This is a genomic window from Prosthecodimorpha staleyi (assembly GCF_018729455.1).
Classification (GTDB): Bacteria; Pseudomonadota; Alphaproteobacteria; order Rhizobiales; family Ancalomicrobiaceae; genus Prosthecodimorpha; species Prosthecodimorpha staleyi.
This window is the reverse complement of record NZ_JAHHZF010000003.1, coordinates 282965-304172: the sequence shown is the minus strand read 5'-3', so window position 1 is coordinate 304172 and position 21208 is coordinate 282965. Positions and strand designations below refer to the sequence as shown.

18 protein-coding genes are annotated in these 21208 nt (G+C 68.0%); 13 read left to right on the top strand and 5 right to left on the bottom strand.

Annotated features, from left to right (window positions below):
* Positions 1 to 265 precede the first annotated feature (265 nt).
* Positions 266 to 1132 (top strand): MurR/RpiR family transcriptional regulator, encoded by an 867-nt coding sequence (locus KL771_RS07380; RefSeq protein WP_261967900.1) that lies wholly within the window; start codon positions 266 to 268, stop codon positions 1130 to 1132.
* Between the two features lie 37 nt (positions 1133 to 1169).
* On the opposite strand, the gene KL771_RS07375 is transcribed toward KL771_RS07380, so the two are convergent.
* Both KL771_RS07375 and KL771_RS07370 read right to left on the bottom strand, forming a co-directional pair.
* Positions 1170 to 2354, bottom strand: a complete 1185-nt coding sequence (locus KL771_RS07375; RefSeq protein WP_261967899.1) for a hypothetical protein — start codon at positions 2352 to 2354, stop codon at positions 1170 to 1172.
* A gap of 244 nt (positions 2355 to 2598) precedes the next feature.
* Entirely contained in the window at positions 2599 to 3177 is a 579-nt protein-coding gene (locus KL771_RS07370; protein WP_261967898.1) for a DUF1134 domain-containing protein, read from the bottom strand.
* A gap of 181 nt (positions 3178 to 3358) precedes the next feature.
* On the opposite strand from KL771_RS07370, the gene KL771_RS07365 reads away from it, so the two are divergent.
* The 11 genes from KL771_RS07365 to KL771_RS07315 all read left to right on the top strand — a co-directional run bounded on the left by KL771_RS07365 (position 3359) and on the right by KL771_RS07315 (position 16422).
* The gene (locus KL771_RS07365; RefSeq protein WP_261967897.1) at positions 3359 to 3988 is read left to right on the top strand and encodes a YHS domain-containing (seleno)protein; all 630 of its coding nucleotides are present in this window, start codon (positions 3359 to 3361) and stop codon (positions 3986 to 3988) included.
* A 152-nt stretch (positions 3989 to 4140) separates the two neighbouring features.
* Entirely contained in the window at positions 4141 to 4797 is a 657-nt protein-coding gene (gene chpT, locus KL771_RS07360; protein ID WP_261967896.1) for a histidine phosphotransferase ChpT, read from the top strand.
* Between the two features lie 133 nt (positions 4798 to 4930).
* Entirely contained in the window at positions 4931 to 7693 is a 2763-nt protein-coding gene (locus KL771_RS07355; RefSeq protein ID WP_261967895.1) for a hybrid sensor histidine kinase/response regulator, read from the top strand.
* Positions 7690 to 8157: a chemotaxis protein CheW gene (locus tag KL771_RS07350; protein ID WP_054360559.1), complete on the top strand. Its 468-nt coding sequence runs from the start codon at positions 7690 to 7692 to the stop codon at positions 8155 to 8157. Before KL771_RS07355 ends, KL771_RS07350 begins: the two co-directional genes overlap by 4 nt.
* A gap of 35 nt (positions 8158 to 8192) precedes the next feature.
* Positions 8193 to 8558, top strand: coding sequence for a response regulator (locus KL771_RS07345; protein ID WP_054360560.1), 366 nt, complete (start codon positions 8193 to 8195; stop codon positions 8556 to 8558).
* 10 nt (positions 8559 to 8568) lie between these two features.
* The gene (locus KL771_RS07340; RefSeq protein ID WP_261967894.1) at positions 8569 to 9807 is read left to right on the top strand and encodes a protein-glutamate methylesterase/protein-glutamine glutaminase; all 1239 of its coding nucleotides are present in this window, start codon (positions 8569 to 8571) and stop codon (positions 9805 to 9807) included.
* Positions 9804 to 10718: a CheR family methyltransferase gene (locus tag KL771_RS07335; protein ID WP_261967893.1), complete on the top strand. Its 915-nt coding sequence runs from the start codon at positions 9804 to 9806 to the stop codon at positions 10716 to 10718. The genes KL771_RS07340 and KL771_RS07335 overlap by 4 nt, the downstream gene beginning before the upstream one ends.
* 256 nt (positions 10719 to 10974) lie before the next feature.
* Positions 10975 to 13116, top strand: a complete 2142-nt coding sequence (flhA, locus tag KL771_RS07330) for a flagellar biosynthesis protein FlhA (RefSeq protein WP_261967892.1) — start codon at positions 10975 to 10977, stop codon at positions 13114 to 13116.
* 142 nt (positions 13117 to 13258) lie between these two features.
* Positions 13259 to 14386, top strand: coding sequence for an iron-containing alcohol dehydrogenase (locus KL771_RS07325; protein WP_261967891.1), 1128 nt, complete (start codon positions 13259 to 13261; stop codon positions 14384 to 14386).
* Positions 14387 to 14522: 136 nt separating this feature from the next.
* On the top strand, positions 14523 to 15344 hold the full coding sequence (locus tag KL771_RS07320) for a MipA/OmpV family protein (protein WP_261967890.1): 822 nt from the start codon (positions 14523 to 14525) through the stop codon (positions 15342 to 15344).
* A gap of 394 nt (positions 15345 to 15738) precedes the next feature.
* Positions 15739 to 16422 carry a GNAT family N-acetyltransferase gene (locus tag KL771_RS07315; protein WP_261967889.1) on the top strand — a complete coding sequence of 228 codons (684 nt, stop codon included), beginning with the start codon at positions 15739 to 15741 and terminating at the stop codon, positions 16420 to 16422.
* A 6-nt stretch (positions 16423 to 16428) separates the two neighbouring features.
* Here the strand turns inward: KL771_RS07315 and KL771_RS07310 are convergent, their stop codons facing one another.
* The gene (locus KL771_RS07310) at positions 16429 to 17436 is read right to left on the bottom strand and encodes a proline racemase family protein (RefSeq protein WP_261967888.1); all 1008 of its coding nucleotides are present in this window, start codon (positions 17434 to 17436) and stop codon (positions 16429 to 16431) included.
* 82 nt (positions 17437 to 17518) lie between these two features.
* Between KL771_RS07310 and KL771_RS07305 the strand changes: the two genes are divergently transcribed.
* A complete protein-coding gene (locus tag KL771_RS07305) occupies positions 17519 to 18322 on the top strand; it encodes a sulfotransferase (protein ID WP_261967887.1) in 804 nt (267 codons plus the stop codon).
* Between the two features lie 17 nt (positions 18323 to 18339).
* Here the strand turns inward: KL771_RS07305 and KL771_RS07300 are convergent, their stop codons facing one another.
* Positions 18340 to 20301 (bottom strand): methyl-accepting chemotaxis protein, encoded by a 1962-nt coding sequence (locus tag KL771_RS07300; RefSeq protein WP_261967886.1) that lies wholly within the window; start codon positions 20299 to 20301, stop codon positions 18340 to 18342.
* A 292-nt stretch (positions 20302 to 20593) separates the two neighbouring features.
* Positions 20594 to 21007 carry a flagellar FliJ family protein gene (locus tag KL771_RS07295; RefSeq protein ID WP_054360569.1) on the bottom strand — a complete coding sequence of 138 codons (414 nt, stop codon included), beginning with the start codon at positions 21005 to 21007 and terminating at the stop codon, positions 20594 to 20596.
* Positions 21008 to 21208 lie beyond the last annotated feature (201 nt).

Below are 21208 nucleotides of genomic sequence, written 5' to 3'. Positions count from 1 at the left end.
TCATTACACGGGAAATCGTTTTGTCAAATTCGGAATTTCGGTTTCAGTATTGCGCCGGCGAACCATCTCTGGAAACCGGCACCCCGATCGTGCGGCGGAAGGCGAACTGCGCGTCTCCCAGCCGGGGGCGACGGGCGCCGACGGCTCGTTCGGCGGTGGGTGAAGGGTCGACCGCACCGGGCGAATGTGCCGTAAGCTGGCGGTGCGACGCGGGATTCGGATCGTCGGGGGAACATGGACGTGGGATCGCGTTGGGGGGAGCGTCATGTCGGACATCCATGACGAAGGCGGGTCGGTCGCCGAGGCGGTGCGCGACCGCCTGGAGGCGATGACGGCGACCGAGCGCAAGGCGGCCCATGCGCTGCTCGCCAACTATCCGGCCGCAGGGCTCGCCCCGGTCGCCGAATTCGCCGACCGCGCCGGCGTCAGCGCGCCGACGGTGCTGCGATTCGTCGCCAAGCTTGGATTTGCCGGCTATCCGGATTTCCAGCGCGCCCTGCGCGGCGAGTTGGAGGCGCAATGGGCCTCGCCGCTGGTCAAGGCCGCCGGTCCCGGCAGCCGCGGCGCACCGCCGAGCGCCTTCGACCGCTTCGCGACCGCCGTCGTCGACAATCTCCAGCAGACCCGGCGGCACCTGCCGCCGACCGAGTTCGACGCGGCGGTCGATCTGGTCGCCGATACCCGCCGCGCCATCCACCTGATCGGCGGCCGCTTCACCGATGCGCTGGCCGGTTACATGGCCGCCCATCTGGCCATCGTGCGGCCGCGGGTCGAGCATGTCGGTAGCCGGACCGGCGTCTGGCGCGACCATCTCCTCGACATGAACCGGCGCGACGTGCTGGTCGTGTTCGATATCCGGCGCTATCAGGAGGATGTCGTGGCCTTCGCGGAGGCTGCCGCGGCGCGCGGCGTGACCATTCTGCTGGTCACCGATCAGTGGCTGTCCCCGGTCGCCCGCCATGCCGAACATGTCCTGGCCGGCCGAATCGCGGTGCCGTCGCGCTGGGACAGTTCGGTCGCGTTGCTGACGCTCGCCGAGGCGCTAATCGCCGCCGTCACCGAGCGGCTCGGTCCGATCGCCGACCAGCGCATCGCCGAACTGGAAGCGCTGCGCCGGGGCGACGCGCGCTGAGTTCCACGCGAGACGAACGGATTCGGTCCGGACGCGCTCAGGCGGCCGGCGGCGCGCCTGCGGGATCGTTTGGCTTCAGTTCGCGAATCCGTTCCGCCAGGCCGCGGCGTTTGCGCTTGCCGCCCCCCTTCGTGGGTGGCGCCGGCGGTGCGGAAGCCGACGGCGATGTCGGGGGCGGCGGAGCCCGGTCCGGGGCGTCGGCCAGGATGCGCGTGATGGCCGAGTCGGGTCCCTCGGCCTTGGCGGTCATGTCGACGATTCGCGCGGCGAGATCCGCCAGCCGGTCGCGCAGGATCTCGTTGGCGGACCCGTCGGGACCCGGCTGGAGAAGGGCGAGCCGGTCGGCCAGCGCGTCGCGGTCCGCCGTCAGGGCCGAGAGACGGGCCTCCAGATCGGCATTGGCCCGTTCCAGGCCTTCCATGGTGCGGGTCAGGTTGTCGCCCGGACCGGCCGACGCCGCCGCCAGCGCCTCGCGCAACCGCGCCGCTTCGGCGTCGAGCACCGCGATCCGCGCCTCGGCCTTGGTCAGCCGGTCGGACTTGGTGGTCAGATCCTTGGCGCGTTCGGCGAGTGCGCTCTCGATGCGCTTGATCCTGTCCCGTTCGTCGGCAATCAGCACATCCCGCTTCGCGATCTCGGCCTCGGCGACTTCGGCCCGGTAGATCGCCTGCTTGCGATCGTCGCCGAGATGACCGGCCTTGGCCTCCAGGGCCTGGATGGTGGTCCGCAGCGCCGCCGTCTCGACCTTGCGGGCGTCCGCCTCCGCGATCAGGTCGGCAAGCCGGATCTTGAGGTCGTTGACCTCGTGAATCTGGCTCTCGCCCTGGTGCCGGCTGTGGTCGAGAATGGCGCGGGCATTGTCGAAATCATCCCGGCGCGCCGCGAGATCCGCTTCGACGGCCGCCAATTGCGCGGCGATCCGGTCGCGTTCGCCGGCGATCGCCGCGACCTGATCGCGCGCACGTGCCGCCTCGATCTGCCGCTCGGCGGCGCGGCGCCGAAGTTCCGCCGCGGCCATCTCCAGCCGGCGGGTCTCGCGCGCGAATTCGGCGCGCATCTGGTCCCGGTTCGCCTTGATCTCGGCGAGACTGAGCGGCGTCGAGGCTTCGATGCGCAGGCGGGTCAGGCGAACGGCCCGGCGCCAGAAGCTCGGCATGATCATCAGGGCGATCAGCCCCGCGACCAGGAACCCGAGGGCGAAGAAGAGGGCCGATTCGATCAAGTCTGGTCACTCCGCCAGAGGAGCCAAGCTTTGCGCCGTCACCGAGCCGGCCCGGGCGCCGCATCACACGGCCGCCAAAGTCGGACGGTCGCACGAGGGGCCGGTCACCGCGCCGGCCGCCCCTGCAGCGGCCGCCGGCCGTGGCTCGGTTTCGATGATTAGCATGCCGGGCAGCGGACGGCACGTCCATCCGCGACGGCGTTCGACCTCTTGAGGAAAATCCGCCGGCCCCGCTCCTTGGGGATCAGAAGGGGTTCCAGGTGGCGGTGGGCGTGAACTTCAGATAGCCGAGCGCCACGCCGAGGCGCATGCCGACGCCGGCGCGGACCGGCACGACATAGACGTTGTTGTTGACCAGCGCCGTCATGCCGAAGCCGCCGATGAAATAGGCGGAGCCGTCGACACCGCCGAAGCGGTTGTAGATCGCCCCGACGGCCGGCAGGTTGTAGACCAGCATCATCGTCCGGGCGCCTTCGCCGCCGATGTCCCAGCCGAGGGACGGGCCCTGCCAGAAGATGCGGTGCTGGCCCTGGTCGCGGGTATGCAGCGTGCCCTCGCCGTAGCGCAGGCCGGCCCCGATCGCACCCGAACCCTCCTCACCGAGAATGTAACCGTTCGGCTGGCCATACTGGGCGACCGCCTTCTCGATCACGGTGGCGAGGCCGCCCGAGACGGTGCCGAAGAAGCGGTGTCCGGTGGAGATGAGTTCGTTGGAGCTGTAGCTGCCGCCGGGCGGACCCGACTGGGCGCCGGCAGGAGCCGCCGCGAGAGCGAAGAGGGCCGCGACGGCGGCAAGGATAGTCGTGAGCCAAGGGCGAGCCATGGAGGACCTCGTGGTGTCGCAGAGCATTCCGGTTGGGCCTGCCTTAACGGAGGCCTCATGTCTTCCTGCCACCCTTCCCGTTCCGGAGGTCGGGCCTCCGGGTCTGGAATGCCCGGCATGCCGGGAAGCCGATCCCGACAGTTCCGGACATTGGGCGTGAATGACGGCAGGCCGAATCAATATGGCAGACTTTAGCGGAATTCAGGCGACGCCATGGTTACGGGAGGTTGCCGGCTGCTTTCGCACCTTCGCGCTCGCCGGAACGCTCCTGGTCGCCGGACCCGCCGTGTGGGCTGCCGAGCCCAGTCACGGCGGCGGGCACGGCGAGACCAAGCCGGCCGCTCCGGAGCCACCGCCGCCACCCGAGAAACCGCCGCCGCCGCCCCTGCCGAAGCTGGAGAAGGTCGAGACGGTTCCGCGGATCCCGAAGGTCTTCGCCGACCCGCTGACCGGCCTGGCGCTCGGCGGCCTGGACCCGGTTGCCTTCTTCACCGACGGCAAGCCGATCGAAGGCCGCCAGGATCTGGAACTGGACTGGCGCGGCGCCGCCTGGCGTTTCGCCAACGAGGGCAATCAGGCCGCCTTCAAGGACGCACCGGAGATCTACGCGCCGCGCTTCTCCGGCTATTGTGCCTTCCAGCTCGGCCGCGGCTTCCTTGCCGAAGCGGCGCCGAATGTCTGGGTGATCTTCCGCGACCGGCTCTACCTGTTCCTGTCGCCCGCCCAACGGGCCGCCTTCATGCTCGATCCGGACGGTGCCGTGGCCAAGGCCGAGGCCGCCTGGCCGGCCCTGTCGCGGCAGCTGCCCTGAGCGGCGGCAGAGCCCGGGTCCGTGGATTGGCGGCGTGGCGCGCTTTGAATTCCGACGGCGAGCCTGTATCTCAAAACTGACCTCATCCGCCCGATTCGGGCGAATCGGGCTCGCCTTTTCCGATCCAGAGCCCACTTCCGGAGTTTTCCGCCATGGCCGACGCCGCCGACATCGCCGCGCTCGATCTCGCGGCACTTCTTGCCAGCCGCGTCTGTCACGACATCATCTCGCCGGTCGGCGCCATCACCAACGGGCTCGAAGTCCTGGAGGAGGAGACCGGCGAGGAGATGCGCAGCTTCGCGATGGACCTCATCAAGAAGAGCGCCCGCCAGGCCTCCGCCAAGCTCCAGTTTGCGCGTCTGGCCTTCGGGGCGGCCGGCTCGGCCGGCGCGGAGATCGATCTCGGCGACGCCGAAGCGGTCACGCGCAACTTCATGTCCGGCGAGAAGGCCAACATCGAGTGGACGGCCGTGCGCGTCCTGATGCCCAAGAACAAGGTCAAGCTGCTGCTCAACCTGGTTCTGATCGCCACCCATGCCATTCCGCGCGGCGGCACCATCCGCGTCACCGTCGAAGGCGCCCCGACCGCCCCGACCTTCCGGCTGGCCTGCACCGGCACCAATGCCCGGATTCCGCCGAACGTGGACCAGATTCTTGACGGGCGCCTGCCCGAGCAGGCACCGGACGCGCATATGATCCAGCCGATCTATGCCGGTCTCCTGGCGCGCGCCGCCGCCATGCGGGCGACCGTGGCCAAGGAAGGCGACGATGTCGTCTTCACCGCCGTGCCGCAGGACGTCGTCGGTTGATTTCCGGATTCCCTAGGGAAAGGGTAGAAGTTTCCCGTTCGGCAAGTCTCTCTTAACGCTTGACCTCGATACTTGACCTAAGGAACCGCGAGCCCGAGCCGATCGCGGTCCACCAGAGGGCAAGGAAGAGGCCATGGACGATCTCCTTCGCGAATTCTTGACGGAGACGAACGAGAGCCTCGACGTCGTGGACGTCGAACTCGTGAAATTCGAGCAGGATCCGAACAATGCCAAGATCCTGGCCAACATTTTCCGGTTGGTCCATACCATCAAGGGGACCTGCGGCTTCCTAGGCCTTCCGCGGCTCGAAGCGATTGCCCATGCGGCCGAAACGCTGATGGGCAAGTTCCGCGACGGCGTCCCCGTGACGCCCCAGGCGGTCAGCCTCGTCCTGTCTTCGTTGGATCGGATCAAGTCGCTTGTCGCCGAGCTCGAGGCGACCGAGCAGGAGCCGACCGGATCGGATCGCGATCTGATCGAACTGCTCGAACGGATGGCGGAATCCGGCGCCCCTGCGGCGCCCGTCGCGGCCGCTCCGCCGCCGCCCGAGGCGAAGCCCGCGCCGACGCTGGTCCAGGCCGAGGGGCCGAAGCATGCCTCCGGCGACATCGTCTATCAGGTCCTCGAGCGGCCGCTCCGTCCCGGAGAGGATTCGCTCGACGATCTGGAGCGCGCCTTCCGCGAGACCGAAGCGGAAGTGCCCCTGCTGAAGCAGATCGAACCCAAGCGCGATGCGCCGGCCAAGGCCGCTCCCAGCGCCGAGAAGCGCGGCGGGCGGGAGCCGGCCAAGGAGCGGGAGCCGTCGGCCGAGACCGAAGCGGCCAAGGGCGGCGTGTCCGCCCAGACCATCCGCGTTTCGGTCGACACGCTCGAACATCTGATGACCATGGTGTCAGAGCTGGTGCTGACCCGCAACCAGCTCCTCGAGATCGTGCGCCGTCACGAGGATTCCGAGTTCAAGGTTCCACTGCAGCGCCTCTCCAACGTCACCGCCGAGCTGCAGGAAGGCGTCATGAAGACGCGCATGCAGCCGATCGGCAACGCCTGGCAGAAGTTACCCCGCGTCGTCCGCGACCTCAGCCAGGAACTGGGCAAGCAGATCGAACTGGAGATGGTCGGCCAGGATACCGAGCTCGACCGCCAGGTGCTCGAACTGATCAAGGATCCGCTGACCCACATGGTCCGCAACTCCGCCGATCACGGCCTGGAGACGCCGGATCAGCGCAAGGCCGCGGGCAAGTCCGAGAAGGGCACGATCCGTCTGTCCGCCTATCACGAGGGCGGCCACATCATCATCGAGATCGCCGACGACGGCCGCGGCCTGAATGTCGATCGCATCCGCCAGAAGGTTCTGGAGAACGGTCTCGCCAGCGAGTCCGAACTCGAGAAGATGACCGAGCAGCAGATCTGCAAGTTCATTTTCGCGCCGGGCTTCTCGACGGCCGCCAAGGTCACCAACGTGTCCGGCCGCGGCGTCGGCATGGATGTGGTCAAGACCAATATCGACGCGATCGGCGGCACCGTCGATCTGAAGACCGTGATCGGTCAGGGCACCAGCTTCACCATCAAGATCCCGCTGACGCTCGCCATCGTCTCGACGCTGATCGTCGAGTCTGCCGGCGACCGCTTCGCGATCCCGCAGCTTTCGGTGGTCGAGCTCGTTCGCGCCCAGTCCAATACCGAGCACCGCATCGAGCGCATCCGCGACACGCCGGTCCTGCGGCTGCGCAACAAGCTGCTCCCGCTGGTGCATCTGTCCAAGCTGCTCGGCATCACCGACCGCTCGCCGAACGCGGTGGCGCGACCCGAGGACGACGGCTTCATCGTCGTCATGCTGGTCGGCAACCAGACCTTCGGCGTGGTCGTCGACGGCGTGTTCCACACCGAGGAAATCGTGGTCAAGCCGATGAGCTCCATGCTCCGGCACATCACCATGTTCTCGGGCAACACCATCCTGGGCGACGGTTCGGTGATCATGATCGTCGATCCGAACGGCATCGCCCAGGCGCTCGGCGGCATCACGTCGACGGCCGAAATGGCCGGCGAGAAGGATGCCGAGGAGGACCGCGCCCGGGTCGATGCGCAGACCATCTCGATGCTCCTGTTCCGGGCCGGCTCGGCCGAACCGAAGGCGGTGCCGCTGTCGCTGGTCACGCGCCTGGAAGAGTTCTCGGTCGAGAAGGTCGAGCACTCCAACGGCCGCGATCTGGTCCAGTATCGCGGTTCGCTGATGCCGCTGGTCTATTTCGACGAGATGCTGCAGCGCAAGAGCGAGGGCAGCGTGCCGATGCTGGTCTTCTCGGACGCTGGCCGGTCCATGGGCCTGGTGGTCGACGAGATCATCGACATCGTCGAGGACGAACTGAACATCCAGGTCGGGTCCGAGCGTCCCGGCGTGCTGGGATCGGCGGTCATCAAGAACCGTGCGACCGAAGTGGTCGATATCGGCTTCTACCTGCCGCAGGCCTTCGAGGACTGGTTCCAGCGCAAGGAGATGAAGGTCGAGAGCCTGACGCGCTCGCTGCTCTTCGTCGACGACGCGCCCTTCTTCCGCAACATGCTCGGCCCGGTACTCAAGGCCGCCGGCTTCAACGTCACCAGCGTCGAATCCGCGGTCGAAGGCCTCAAGCTGTTCGACGACGGCCGGCGCTTCGACGTGGTCGTCTCCGACATCGAGATGCCGAACATGAACGGCTACGAGTTCGCCGAGATCCTGAAGCGGCATCCCAAGTACCGCCAGATCCCGATCCTCGCGCTGAGCGCCATCTGCACGCCGGCCTCGATCGAACGCGGCCGTCAGGCCGGCTTCGACGACTACATCGCCAAGTTCGACCGGGCCGGCCTGATCGCCGCGCTGAAGGAAGTCACCACCACCGAATATGGGATCGCCGCATGAGCGAGGAGATCACCAGCCTGACCGACTCGGTGCAGTATGTGACCGTCATGATCGGCGGTCAGCTGTTCGGGTTGCCGATCGAGCGCGTCCATGACGTGTTCATGCCGGAATCGATCACCCGCGTGCCGCTGGCGCGGGGCGAGATCGCCGGTGTCCTCAACCTGCGCGGCCGCATCGTGACCGCGATCGACATGCGCAAGCGCCTGCATCTGGCGCTGCGTCAGGACGGCGGCCAGACCATGGCGGTCGGCATCGAGCACAAGGGCGAATCCTACGGCTTGCTGATCGACAATGTCGGCGAGGTCCTCACCCTGCCGACGGCCGGCCGCGAACCGAACCCGGTCAATCTCGATCAGAAATGGGCTGCCATTTCCGGTGGCGTGCACCGCCTGAACGGTCACCTCATGGTGATCCTGGACGTGGACCGCGTGCTCGGCGGCATGGCCGAAGTGCTTGCGGCATGACGACCCCGGTCGGACCGGGAAGTGGAGTGGTTGCCATGAAGCATTGCCTCGTCGTCGACGACTCGAGCGTGATCCGAAAAGTCGCCCGACGCATCCTCGAGGATCTCTCGTTCGAGATCGTCGAAGCGGAGGACGGCAAGCAGGCGCTCGACCTGTGCCGGCAGAAGATGCCCGACGCCATCCTGCTCGATTGGAACATGCCGGTGATGAACGGCCTGGAATTCCTGTCCGCGCTCCGCCAGGAGCCGGGCGGGGAGGCCCCGAAGGTCGTCTTCTGCACCACCGAGAACGATGTGGCGCATATCGCACGCGCCATTCGAGCCGGTGCCAACGAGTACATCATGAAGCCCTTTGATCGCGACATCGTGCAAGCCAAGTTCGCCGAAGTCGGTCTCATCTGAGCGGGGTCCCATGCCGTTGCCCTCTGCTGCCGCCAGCGCCTCGGGCGCCGCGGTCACCGATCCCGTGCGCGTGATGATCGTCGACGATGCCGTCGTTGTCCGCGGTCTGATCGGCCGTTGGATCGACGAAGATCCGGCGCTTGCCGTGGTCGCAAGCCATCGCAACGGCAGGCTCGCCGTTGAGGATGTGATGCGTTCCAACCCCGACGTCGTCGTGCTCGATGTCGAAATGCCGGAGATGGACGGGCTGACCGCGCTGCCGCTGCTGCTCAAGCAGAAGCCCGGCCTGGTCGTCGTCGTCGCGTCGACGCTGACCCGACGCAATGCCGAGATCAGCCTGAAGTGCCTCTCTCTCGGCGCCGCCGACTATGTGCCGAAGCCGGAATCCAATGCGAGCGTGACCACCTCGCCGGAATTCAAGACGGAGATCGTCCAGAAGGTGAAGACGCTGGGATTGCGCGCCCGCCAACGCGCCGGCCGTGCGGTCCGCATGCCGGAGCCCGCCCCGACGCCCGGCATGCGCCCGACCACCGCCATGGCTCATGCGCCGCAGCCGCAGCGCACGCCCTTCGCACGGCCCGCCGCACAGCCCGGACGGATCTCCGCGACGGCCCGCCCGGACGGCGGCAAGCCGGCGATCGCGACGCGCGCCTATTCCAACGTGGCGCCGCGCGTGCTGCTGATCGGCTCGTCGACCGGCGGGCCCCAGGCCCTGACCAAGCTCTTCGGCGAGATCGGCCCGGCGATCGGCAATCTGCCGGTGCTGGTCACCCAGCACATGCCGGCCACCTTCACGGCCATCCTGGCGGAACACCTGACCAAGGCCTCCGGGCGCCGCGCCGCCGAAGGCGTCCATGGCGAGCCGCTGATGCCGGGCCGCATCTATGTCGCGCCGGGCGGCAAGCACATGGTGATCGGCAAGGACGGTCACGACACGGTCGTCCAGCTCAACGACCTGCCGCCGGTGAACTTCTGCAAGCCGGCCGTCGACCCGCTGTTCCAGAGCGCGGTGCCGTTGTTCGGCGCCGCCATCCTTTCGGTGGTGTTGACCGGCATGGGCCATGACGGCGCCGCCGGCGCGGGCGTCATCGCCAAGGCCGGCGGCAGCGTCATCGCGCAGGACGAGGAGAGCAGCGTGGTGTGGGGCATGCCGGGTGCGGTCGCACAGGCCGGCGCGGCTTCCGAGATTCTGCCCCTGGACCAGATCGGCTCCAAGATCATCCGCATTCTGAGCGGGGGGCGCCCGTGACACCGGCCGAGTTCGACTATCTCCGCGTCTTCCTGAAGACACGCTCCGGCCTGGTCCTGACCAACGAGAAGCAGTATCTCGTCGAAAGCCGGCTCTTGCCGGTCGCGCGCAAGGCGGGGCTGCCGTCGATTTCGGCCCTTGTCGCCCGCGTCAAGGAACCCGGTGGCGCGGCGCTGCAGGACCTCGTCGTGGAAGCGATGACGACCAACGAGTCCTTCTTCTTCCGCGACAAGACTCCCTTCGAGTATTTCACCAACTACATGCTGCCGGAACTGCTGCAGGCGCGGGCGCGCGAGCGCCGGCTGCGCATCTGGTGTGCGGCCGCGTCGACGGGCCAGGAGCCCTACACGCTGGCCATGTGCCTGAAGGACAACGAGGCCAAGCTCGCCGGCTGGCAGGTCGAGATCATCGGCACCGACCTGTCGGTCGAGGTTCTGGAGAAGGCCAAGGCCGGCATCTACACGCAGTTCGAGGTCCAGCGCGGCCTGCCGATCAACCACCTGCTGCGCTATTTCAACCAGACCGGCGACGTCTGGCAGATCCGTTCCGACCTGCGCTCGATGGTGCAGTATCGCAAGCTGAACCTGCTCGAGAACTTCTCCTCGCTCGGCCAGTTCGATATCGTCTTCTGCCGCAACGTGCTGATCTATTTCGACAACGAGACGAAATGCGGGGTCCTCAACCGGATCGCCAAGATGCTGCCCGACGACGGCTTCCTGGTGCTGGGCGCGGCCGAGACCGTGGTCGGCCTGACCGACGCCTTCCGGCCGATGTCGGACCGGCGCGGCCTCTACCAGCCGAACCGGGCCGGTGCCCGACCGGCCGCCAAGACCGGAACCACCGGGACGGCGCCCGCGGCCCCTCCCGCCGGCTCCAGCCGGCTCGGCAGCTACACCTTCGCCAACCGGTAGGGCAGGGCGGTCGGGCTGCCGCCATCCCGGCGCCTACGGGCGTGCGCCGCCCGGCTGTGCCGCGAGACCCGTGGTCCCGCGCCGCTGCCCGTGGCGCCCCACCCTTGAAACGATGATCGGATCGACGCCGAGCGAGGCCGCAGCGCGGCGGCTCCGCATGGCGACGTTAACCGTCCCTTAACCATAAACCCGGCATTTTTTGCCCAGCGCCGGGCGTCCCCACCGTTCGGCGCGGCCCCTGTCCGGAACCGCGCCCATGACCGACACGACCGCCGGCGAGCCCGCTTCCGCTCCGAAGCCATCGCCTCTCAAGATCCCCTCGATCGGCGAATTGCTCGGCCACGCCCGGCGCGGCGATATCGGCTTGGCGGTCGGCGTCATCGCCATCCTGATGGTGCTGATCGTTCCGCTGCCGCCATGGCTGCTCGATCTCGCGCTCGCCGTCTCGATCACCCTGTCGGTCCTCGTCCTGATGACCGGCCTGTTCATCCAGCATCCGCTGGAATTCTCCGCCTTCCCGACCGTTCTGCTGATCGCCACCATGCTGCGGCTGGCGCTCAATCTCGCCTCGACGCGGCTGATCCTGAGCCACGGTCACGAGGGCACGCATGCCGCCGGCCATGTCATCGAAGCCTTCGGCAACTTCGTGATGGGCGGCAATTTCGTCATCGGCATCATCGTCTTCGCGATCCTGCTGATCGTCAATTTCGTCGTAATCACCAAGGGTTCGGGCCGCATCGCCGAGGTCGCGGCGCGCTTCACCCTGGATGCCATGCCGGGCAAGCAGATGGCCATCGACGCCGATCTCTCGGCCGGTTTGATCGACGAGAAGACCGCCAAGCAGCGGCGCAAGGATCTGGAGGACGAATCGAGCTTCTTCGGCGCCATGGACGGTGCCTCGAAATTCGTGCGCGGCGATGCGGTGGCGGGCCTGCTGATCACCTTCATCAACGTGATCGGCGGCATCATCATCGGCGTCGTCCAGCAAGGCATCACCTTCAGCCAGGCCGGCCATTCCTACACCGTGCTGACCGTCGGCGATGGCCTGGTCACGCAGATCCCGGCCCTGATCGTCTCGACCGCCGCCGGCCTTCTGGTCTCCAAGGCCGGCGTCTCCGGTTCGGCCGACAAGGCGATCATGAAGCAGCTGTCGGGCTACCCGAAGGCGCTCGGCATGTCGTCGGCGGTGATGATCGCGCTCGCCATGCTGCCCGGCATGCCGACGCTGCCCTTCCTGCTGCTCGCCGGGACCGCCGGCTTTCTCGCCATGGTCTCCGACCGGAACCAGAAGGACAAGGCGATCCACAGCGCCGCCGAGGCGCTGAAGGCCCAGGCCGCGGCCGCGCCGACCACCCCGGTCGAGGAACCGATCTCCGACGCGCTCAAGATGGACCATCTGCGCGTCGAACTCGGCTATGCGCTGCTGGCGCTGATCAACGGGCCGGACGGCGCCGACCGGCTGACCGACCAGATCAAGGCCCTGCGTCGGCAATTGGCGGCCGACATGGGTTTCGTCATGCCGCCCTGCCGCATCCTCGACAACGTGCAGCTGCAGCCGAACGAATACATCATCAAGATCAAGGAGGTGGAGGCCGGGCGCGGAACCATCTTCGCCAATCTGTTCATGCTCATGGACCCGGAGGGACGGGCGATCGACCTGCCCGGCGTGAAGACGACCGAGCCGACCTTCGGCCTGCCGGCAACCTGGGTCGAGCCGGCGCTGCGCGAGGAGGCGGCGATCCGCGGCTATACGGTGGTCGATCCGGCAACGGTGTTGTCGACCCATCTGACCGAGATCCTGAAGGCCAACGTGGCCGAACTCCTGACCTATGCGGACGTGCAGAAGCTGCTCGCCGATCTGCCCAAGGAGCAGCACAAGCTGGTCGAGGACATCGTCCCGAGCCTGATCAACGTCTCCGGCATCCAGCGGGTGTTGCAGGCGCTGCTCAACGAGCGCATCTCCGTGCGCGATCTTTCCGGCATTCTGGAGGGCGTCGCCGAGGCGGTCGGCTTCACCCGTTCGGTGCAGGGCATCGCCGAGCATGTCCGCACGCGGTTGGCCCGCCAGATCTGCGCCTCCAACCTGTCGCCGGCAGGCTATCTGCCGTTGATCTCGATGTCGCCGGCCTGGGAACTGGCCTTTGCCGAGGCGCTGCACGGGGAGGGCGACGACAAGCACCTGGCCATGGCGCCGTCCAAGCTCGGCCAGTTCGTCGCCGCCGTGCGGGAGGCCTTCGAGGATGCCGCTCGCATGGGCGAGATCCCGGTCCTGCTGACCAGCCCGTCGATCCGCCCCCATGTCCGCTCGATCGTCGAACGCTTCCGCGCCCATACCGTCGTCATGAGCCAGGCCGAGGTCCACCCGCGCGTGCGGCTGAAGACGGTCGGGACGGTGTAGGCTGCCGGCGGGCCGGGCTGGCCGTACTCCCATCTTTGTTGAGAGTGCGCGGCCGCATCCCGCCCGTGCGCGGGCGGCTCTTGTCGGGCGGGGTTCGGCTTGCGAGAAACGCGCTCGTCGAGGAAACGCCCACGAGAGGCCCATGTCCGCCATTCTGTATCTGACCACCATCGAATTCGGGCCCGGCGTCGTCGCCACCCTACCGGAGCAACTGGCCGCGCTCGGGGTGAAGCGGCCGCTGATCGTGTCCGATCGCGGGCTGGCCGCGACCGGGCTCGTGCAGCGGATCGCCGATCTGTGCGGCGGTCAGCCTGCGATCTTCCTCGACGTGCCGACCAATCCGACCGAGGCGGCCTGTCTGGCGGCGCTCGAGGTTTACCGGGCCGGGGAGTGCGACGGCGTCGTGGCGGCGGGCGGCGGCTCGCCGATCGACCTCGCCAAGGGGGTGGCTCTGCTGGCGACCCATGCCGGGCCGCTCGCCACCTATGCGGCGATCCTCGGCGGCATCCCGAAGATCACGCCCGCGGTGGCGCCGGTCGTCGCCGTCCCGACTACGGCCGGGACCGGCTCCGAGGTCGGCCGCGCCGCCCTGATCACGCTGGAGGACGGGCGCAAGCTCGGTTTCATCTCGCCGCATCTGATCCCGAAACGCGCGGTCTGCGATCCGGAGCTGACCGTCGGCCTGCCGCCTTTCCTGACCGCCGCGACCGGGCTCGACGCGCTCTCCCACTGCATCGAGACCTTTCTCAGCCCGCGCTACAATCCGCCCGCGGAGGCGATCGCGCTCGACGGGGCCGGGCGCGTCTGGCGCCATATCGAGGCCGCCTTCCGCAACGGCTCGGACCTGGAGGCCCGGACCGAGATGATGATGGGGGCGCTCGAGGGCGGGCTGACCTTCCAGAAGGGGCTCGGCGCCGTCCATGCGCTGTCGCATGCGCTCGGCGGGCTGAAGAGCCCCGTCCTGCATCACGGCACCCTCAACGCCATCCTGATGCCGACGGTCGTCCGCTTCAACGCCGCCGTCGCGGGCGCGAAGATCGCCCGGCTCGCCGCCGCGATGGGGCTGCCGGAGGGCGCCGATCTGGCCGGCGAACTGGACGGGCTCAACCGCCGTCTCGGCATCCCGGCCGGACTGGCGACGCTGGGCGTGACCCCCGACATCCTGCCGCGCATCGTCGAGGGCGCCTTGGCCGATCACAGCCATGCCACCAATCCCCGGCCGGCGACCGCGGAGGACTATCGCGCGATGCTCGACGCCGTGATGGTCTGACCCGAAAACCGGGCTGCGCCGCCGCGAATGCCGGGCGGCGTGGCCTTCTTGCACTCGTGGCCGGAGGCCGGCTCGGATAGACTGTTGCTGATTGATTCCGAGCGTCGATCGACAGCCGTCTCCGGGGAAGCCACGCATGCGTTTCTTTGCCGCCATCCTCGCCGCCGCCGCCGCGACCACCGGCCTGACCGGGCTCGCCGCAGCGCAGAGCGCGTTTCCGGCGCCGGGCGACGACCTGATCGTCACGCTCGGCGGCGGGCCTCGCGTCCAGCCGCAATACGAAGGTGCGCGCAACTACATGCTGTCGCCCTTTCCGATTGTCAGTGTCCGCTTCCTGATCAATCCCTTCACGGGCGAGCCGTCGAGCGAATACGGCCTCGGCTTCGCGCCGTCCTTCCGCTATATCGGCGCGCGCGACCGCAGCGTCGACAAGAAACTCGCCGGCTTTCCGAAGGTCGATGCGGCTTATGAACTCGGTGGCGTGGTCGACTATACGCTGCCCTTCGCACGCGGTTATCTGGCGGTTCGTCAGGGCTTCGGCGGCCATCACGGCCAGGTCGCGGATGTCGGCGTGGAGGGGATCTTCAAACCCTTCGGCGGTCTGAAGATCGCCGTCGGTCCGAAGCTGACCTTTGCCAGCAAGGAATACATGGAGACCTATTTCAGCGTTCCGCCGGACCGTTCCGGGTCGCCGACCCCGCCGCCGGATCCCTATTCGCGCAAGAAGGGCGGCGGCGGCAAGGGCGGCTTCCAGGCCGATGCCGGGCTGAACTCCTACGGACCGAACCTGAAGATCGACTACGACTTCACGCCGCAATGGACCGGCAAGTTCGAGGCGAACTACAGCCGCCTCGCCGGCGATGCCGGCGACAGCCCGCTCGTGCAGAAGATCGGCAGCCGCAACCAGATCAGCGTCGGCTTCGGTCTCGCCTACCGCTTCGGCGTCGACTACCGCTGACGCCGGCGCCGCCGATTCCGGCCGCCGCCCGGATTCGATCCTGTCGGCCAATCGGGAGGTGTCGGTCGCGCGAGTGCTGGAATTGTGGGCACGCGATTGTGGGCGTCGCGCATCGTGCATCGACCGGCCGAAATGAGGGTCGTCGGGAACTCCCGACCGTCATCGCCCGTTGCATAGCCCGGTGGGGCAGGGTCTGCGAACGTCGTCCGTTGCCGACCCGCCCAGCTCTCGTCCCGTCCGTCTGGTTTCACACCGAGCTCCGGCATTTCCCTGGCCCATCGCCGGCCGGATGCGCGCCCCGGACGGCCCTTCGCTGACCGCATCGGGGGCGCGGTGCAATGTGTGCCGACGCGCTGTCGGCCAGACCGGCATCGATTCTCGGAGACTTCTTTTCATGACCGCGACCATCCCGTCCGGGCAGGGCGCGCCCGTCGGCGCCGCCGGCTCCTCGCAGACCCTGGCGGTCGCCACGGACGGCTATACAGACCTGCCGCCCGGCCTTCTGGCGACCCTCGTCACCTATCTGGAGATGACCGCACCGCCCGCGCCGGCAGGCCGCCCGTTTCCGCCTGGACTTGCGTTGCGGCGGGTCGATCGGCCCGATCCGGCCTGGTATCGCATCCTCTACGACCGGATCGGCGAGGACCTGCTCTGGTTCTCGCGCCGGGCGATCGGTCCGGCGCAGCTCGCCGCGATCCTCTACGATCCCGCCGTCGAGGTTCATGTGCTGACCCAGGACGACGCCGAGATCGGCCTCCTGGAACTGGACCGGCGCGTGGCCGGCGAGGTCGAGATCGTCTTTTTCGGGCTGGTGCCGGAGGCCGTCGGCGGTGGCACCGGCCGCCTGCTGATGGACCGGTGCCTGGAGATCGCCTGGGCCGGCCCCGTGCCGCCGCGCCGGGTCTGGCTGCACACCTGCGCCTTCGACCATCCCGCCGCGCTCGGCTTCTATCGGCGCTCCGGTTTCCGGCCCTATCGGCTGGCCCTGGAACTCGGTCCCGACCCGCGCCTGACGGGCGCGATGCCGCGCACCGCCGCCCCGCAGATCCCGCTGATCGAGCCGGAGACCGGGGCCTGACCGGCCTCAGCGCACGAGGAAGCCTTCCGGGAACGGATCGTCGGCCTCGACGGTGAACACTGCCGACCCAGAATAATGCGCCTTGCCGGCGACGCGCGCCGTCACGGCGGGCCGCCCGGCCAGATCGGTCAGGTTCTCGATCGCGCCGGTGAATTCGGACCCGGTGATCGAGCGGAAGCGGCGCGTCTCTCCGAGGGCGAGGTCGCCGCGCGCCTGCATCAGGGCCACCCGGGCGGTCACGCCCGATCCGGTCGGCGAGCGGTCGACCTCGCGGTCGGCGAAGACGCAGACATTGGTCGTCGGCTGGTGCCGGCCGTCGCCGCCGTCGGTCAGGATCGTCCCGTAGAGGAAGCCCAGATCCGGTTCGAGCGGGTGCTCGATCGTCATCTGTGCCTTGACGGCCGTGGAGACCGCATCGGCCGCCTCGACCAGGTGACCGGCGCGGGCCTCCAGTGTCAGGCCCAGCCGCTCGGCCGGCAGGAAGGCGTAGAAGGCGCCGCCATAGCCGATGTCGAGCGTGACGGGTCCGAAGCCCGGGACCGTCACGGTCGCGTCGAGCACGGCCGCGAAGGCCGGCACGCTGACGAAGGAGACCGCTCCGGCGCGTCCGTCGCGCACTTCGACATGGGCCGTGACCAGCCCGCACGGACACTGGATGCGCACCACCGTCACCGGCTCGACGGCCGGCACGATGCCCCGGTCGACCGCATAGCGGCCGAGCGCGATCACCGCGTGGCCGCACATGGTCGAGTAGCCCTCGTTGTGGATGAACAGCACCGCCATGTCGGCGCCGGGCAGATCGGGTTCGACCGGAATCACGCCGTACATGTCGTAATGGCCGCGCGGCTCGAACATGATCAGCCGCCGGTAGCGGTCGAAATGCTCGCGGGCGTGCCGACGCTTGTCGAGGATCGTGCGGCCTTCCAGGCGCGGATAGCCGCTCTCGACGATGCGGACGGCCTCGCCGCCGGTATGCATCTCGGTGGTCGCGATGCGGATCGTAGACTCCGACATGAAATCTCCTTCCGGTTCCGGCCGTGCAAGGATAGAGGAGAAGCGGGCACCGTGGCGAGCGGCGCCGCGACCGGGAGGTTGGATGTCCGGGATCGTTCTGCCAGAGGCACCCGAGGACCTGAGCGAGGCGCCGCCGGCCATGCTGGCCGAGTTGGATGAGCCGGTGCGGATCGCCATGTGGTCCGGCCCGCGCAACATTTCCACGGCGATGATGCGCAGTTTCGGCAACCGGTCCGACACGGCGGTCGTCGACGAGCCCTTTTATGCGGCCTATCTGGCCCATACCGGGCTCGACCATCCGATGCGCGAGGAGGTGCTGGCGTCGCAGCCCCGGGATTGGCGCCAGGTGATCAACCAATTGATCGGGCCGGTGCCGGACGAGAAGCCGGTCTTCTATCAGAAACACATGACCCATCACATGCTGCCGGAATTCGGCCGCGGGTGGATCGACCAGGTCAAGAGCGCCTTTCTGATCCGGGCGCCCGAAAGCGTGCTCGCCTCCTATGTCGACAAGCGCGCCGAGGTCACCTTGCGCGATATCGGCTTCGTCGAGCAGTTCGAGATCTTCGAGCAGGTCGCCGAACGGCTCGGCGAGGCGCCGCCGGTGGTCGATGCGGCCGACATCCTGGCCGATCCGCGCCGCACGCTGGCCGCACTCTGCGATGCGCTGGCCATCCCGTTCCGCGACGAGATGCTGGCCTGGCCGCCCGGGCGGCGGCGCGAGGACGGCGTCTGGGCGCCGGTCTGGTACCAGGCCGTGGAGGCGTCCACGGGTTTCGGCCCGCCGCGGAGGGCGGTTTCCTTCGATGCGCTTGCCGATCCGCTGAAGCCGATCGCCATCGCGGCCCGCATCTATTACGAGAAGATGCGGGCCTATCGTCTCTGAGTGCCGGCCCCGACCGGTCAGGCCGCAGCGGCCGTGAGGAAGGCGACGGGCAGGTCCTGGAGCTTGCGGTCGAAGTGGACGCCGACGCCGCTGGCGTCGACCCAGACGCAGCGGCCGGCGACATCGATGCCCGGCATGTGCAGGGTGATCGGCCCATCAACGGCCAGCCCGGCCGTCACTCCGAGCGAGCCGCCGGTCAGGCTCACGTCGCGCAGCATGACGCGGGTCCGACGTCCGGCGATCGTGGCTTCGATCTCCCGATCGACCCGGTGGCGGACCAGCGACCGCCGGTCCTTCATGTCGTCCGAAATGGTGCCCAGGAAGGCGTCGATCCCGGACGAGAATTCCTGAACCAGTTCGAACAGGGATCCGGAGGCCTGCTCGACCAGATCGACCTCCCGGCGTGCGCCGTGCACGATGTCGGACACCTTGGCCGACGTTTCGTGGGCGTCGCGGGTGCTTTCCGCCGCGCGGGTTGCGCCGGAGGCGATCTGCGCCGTCGTCTCGCTCTGACGGACGGTCGCCGCGGCGATCTCGTCGTTCAACTGCCGAACGGTCTGCACGGCATCGGAGATCTGGCTGATCGAAGTGACCACCGTGCCGGAACATTGCTCGATGTCCTGCAGCAGCCGGGCGACCGAGGAGGCCGCCTTGGCGGTCTCCGAGGCCAAGGCCTTGACCTCGGCGGCAACGACCGCGAAGCCGCGTCCGGCTTCGCCGGCGCGGGAGGCTTCGATGGTTGCATTCAGGCTGAGCAGGTTGGTCTGCCCCGCGATGCCGGTGATCGTGTCGAGGAAGGCGCCGATCTCGCTGGTCACGCGGGCGAGCCGCTGCACGTCCTGCTCGGCCGCGCGGGCACCGTCGGCTGCCTTCTCGGTCAGGCGTTGCGCGTTGACCGCCTGTGCGGCGATCCTGTGCGTCGACTGCGACAGTTCGTCGGTGGCATTGGCCACCGAGCCGACGCTTTCGGCGGCGGCGGTGGATGAATTCAGGCCTGCAGAGGCTTCCCGCTCGGTGGTCGAGACCGTGGTGCGGAAGGCATTGGCGCAGTTGCGGACGACATGGGCCTCGCGATCGAGCATGATCTTGATCTGGTCGGAATCGCGCATGAACTTGAAGGCGAGCTCTTCCAGGCGGCTGCGACCGGTCTCCGCCTCTGTCCGGGCCCGGCTGATGTCGTCGACCAGCGTTCGGCGTTCGGCCGCATTCTGGCGGAACGCTTCGACCGCCTCGCCCATGTCGACCAGTTCGCGCGTTCGTCCGGACTCGGGCGCACCGCGTCCGTCGCCGCCCTTGGCGAGATCGCGCAAGGCCGCGGCGAAGCGGGCGATCGGACCGACCAGATGGGTTTCGAGCAACACCGCGCAGCCGACCATCATGACCAGCACGAGCAGGCCGAGGCTGCCCAGCAGCGTCAGATTGAATGTGACGCTCGCCTCGGTCGCCTGTTCGGTGCGGGCGCTGGATTGGTTGGCGAGCGTGACCAGCGCCTCGACCTTCTGGCGATGGTCGGCATAGGCGGCGGTGATGGCCGGAAAGACCGCGCGGGCGGCCGCGGTGTCGCCGCGTGCCAGCGCCGGCATGAAGCGGTCGAGCACCAGCGACCAGAAGGTCTCGGCGGGCTTGTGCGCGCCGATCAGCAGGGCGGCCTTGACCTCGCTGTCGACGTCCTTCCGGGTCCAGTAGGCGTGCCGCTCGTCATAGTCGCGGCGGAGCTTGGCCAGATCGGACTGGATTCGGGCGAGTTCGCCGGGATTGTTGAGGACGACGTTCACATCCAGATAGGCTTCGATGATGTAGAGCGGCGGCGGCAGGACGTCGGCCACCAGGTCCTTGTCGTTGATGATCCGGTCATAGGCCGGGCCACCGACCCGCACCGTCTCGATCGCATGGTGCCCCACCACCAGGCTTCCGATCAGCGTGGCTCCGAGCAGCACACTCACCAGCCGCGCATAGAACCGCGTCGAACGCATCCGCATCGCGTTTTGTCTCCCCCGGCGCGGCCGCGGCGTGTGGCGGCTGTTGTCAGCGCCAGACCGCATCTTCCGCAATTCTTGAATGTATTCGCGACGCGCCTTTCCGATCCCTTAAAATGAATGCCCTTGCGTCAACTTTTGCGAAGGAATGTTGCTGGCTGCGGGACGCGCCCGATACAGGCCGCGTCCGGACGCGAAAAGCCCGTCGTGCCTGACCGCACGACGGGCTCCGCTTCCGGTGTGTCCAGCTTCCGGGGGTCCGGCAGCCACCAGAAAATAAAAGGGTTTTTTGAAGTCAGCGGCCGAAGGCGTGGCGGCGGCCGGCCATGTCGTCGAGCGCTTCCTGCTCGACCTGATCGCGGGCATCGCGGTCGCGTTGCTGGTCGCGCTCTTCGATCAACTCGACCTTCTTCAGGTCCTCGATCGCCTCGGCAAGCTCGGCCTGGGCATCGGCCAGCTTCTCTTCGAGATCGCGCACCGACACCTTGAGATTGTCGCGGCGCTGCATGGCGGCCCGGGCGAAGGTCGGGTAGGCGAAATGCGTCACGTCGTGAATGCCGACGCGGTTCTGCTCGATGACGATCTGATCGTCCAGGTCGCCGATCATGCGCATGAACTCGGCGATCATCATTTCCACCTGGGCCGCCTGGCGACGCTTTTCGTCGACCTGGAAGCGCCGGACCCGAATGAGGCTTTCACGGGACTTCATCACGCAATACTCCCTGGGACAACGGCCTGCCGATCGCCTCGTCGGGCCTTCGTCTCCCGTCACGCTCCAGCTCCGCCCGAGCGCGTTGCGGCGCTGCGGCGGGGCGGCCGTCCTCCAGCCGAGGAGGAGAATAGGCGAGACCGGTTGCCAAATGGTGAGTCATCGGCATCGTTTCGGCATCCGTCCGGCCCGATGCTACGA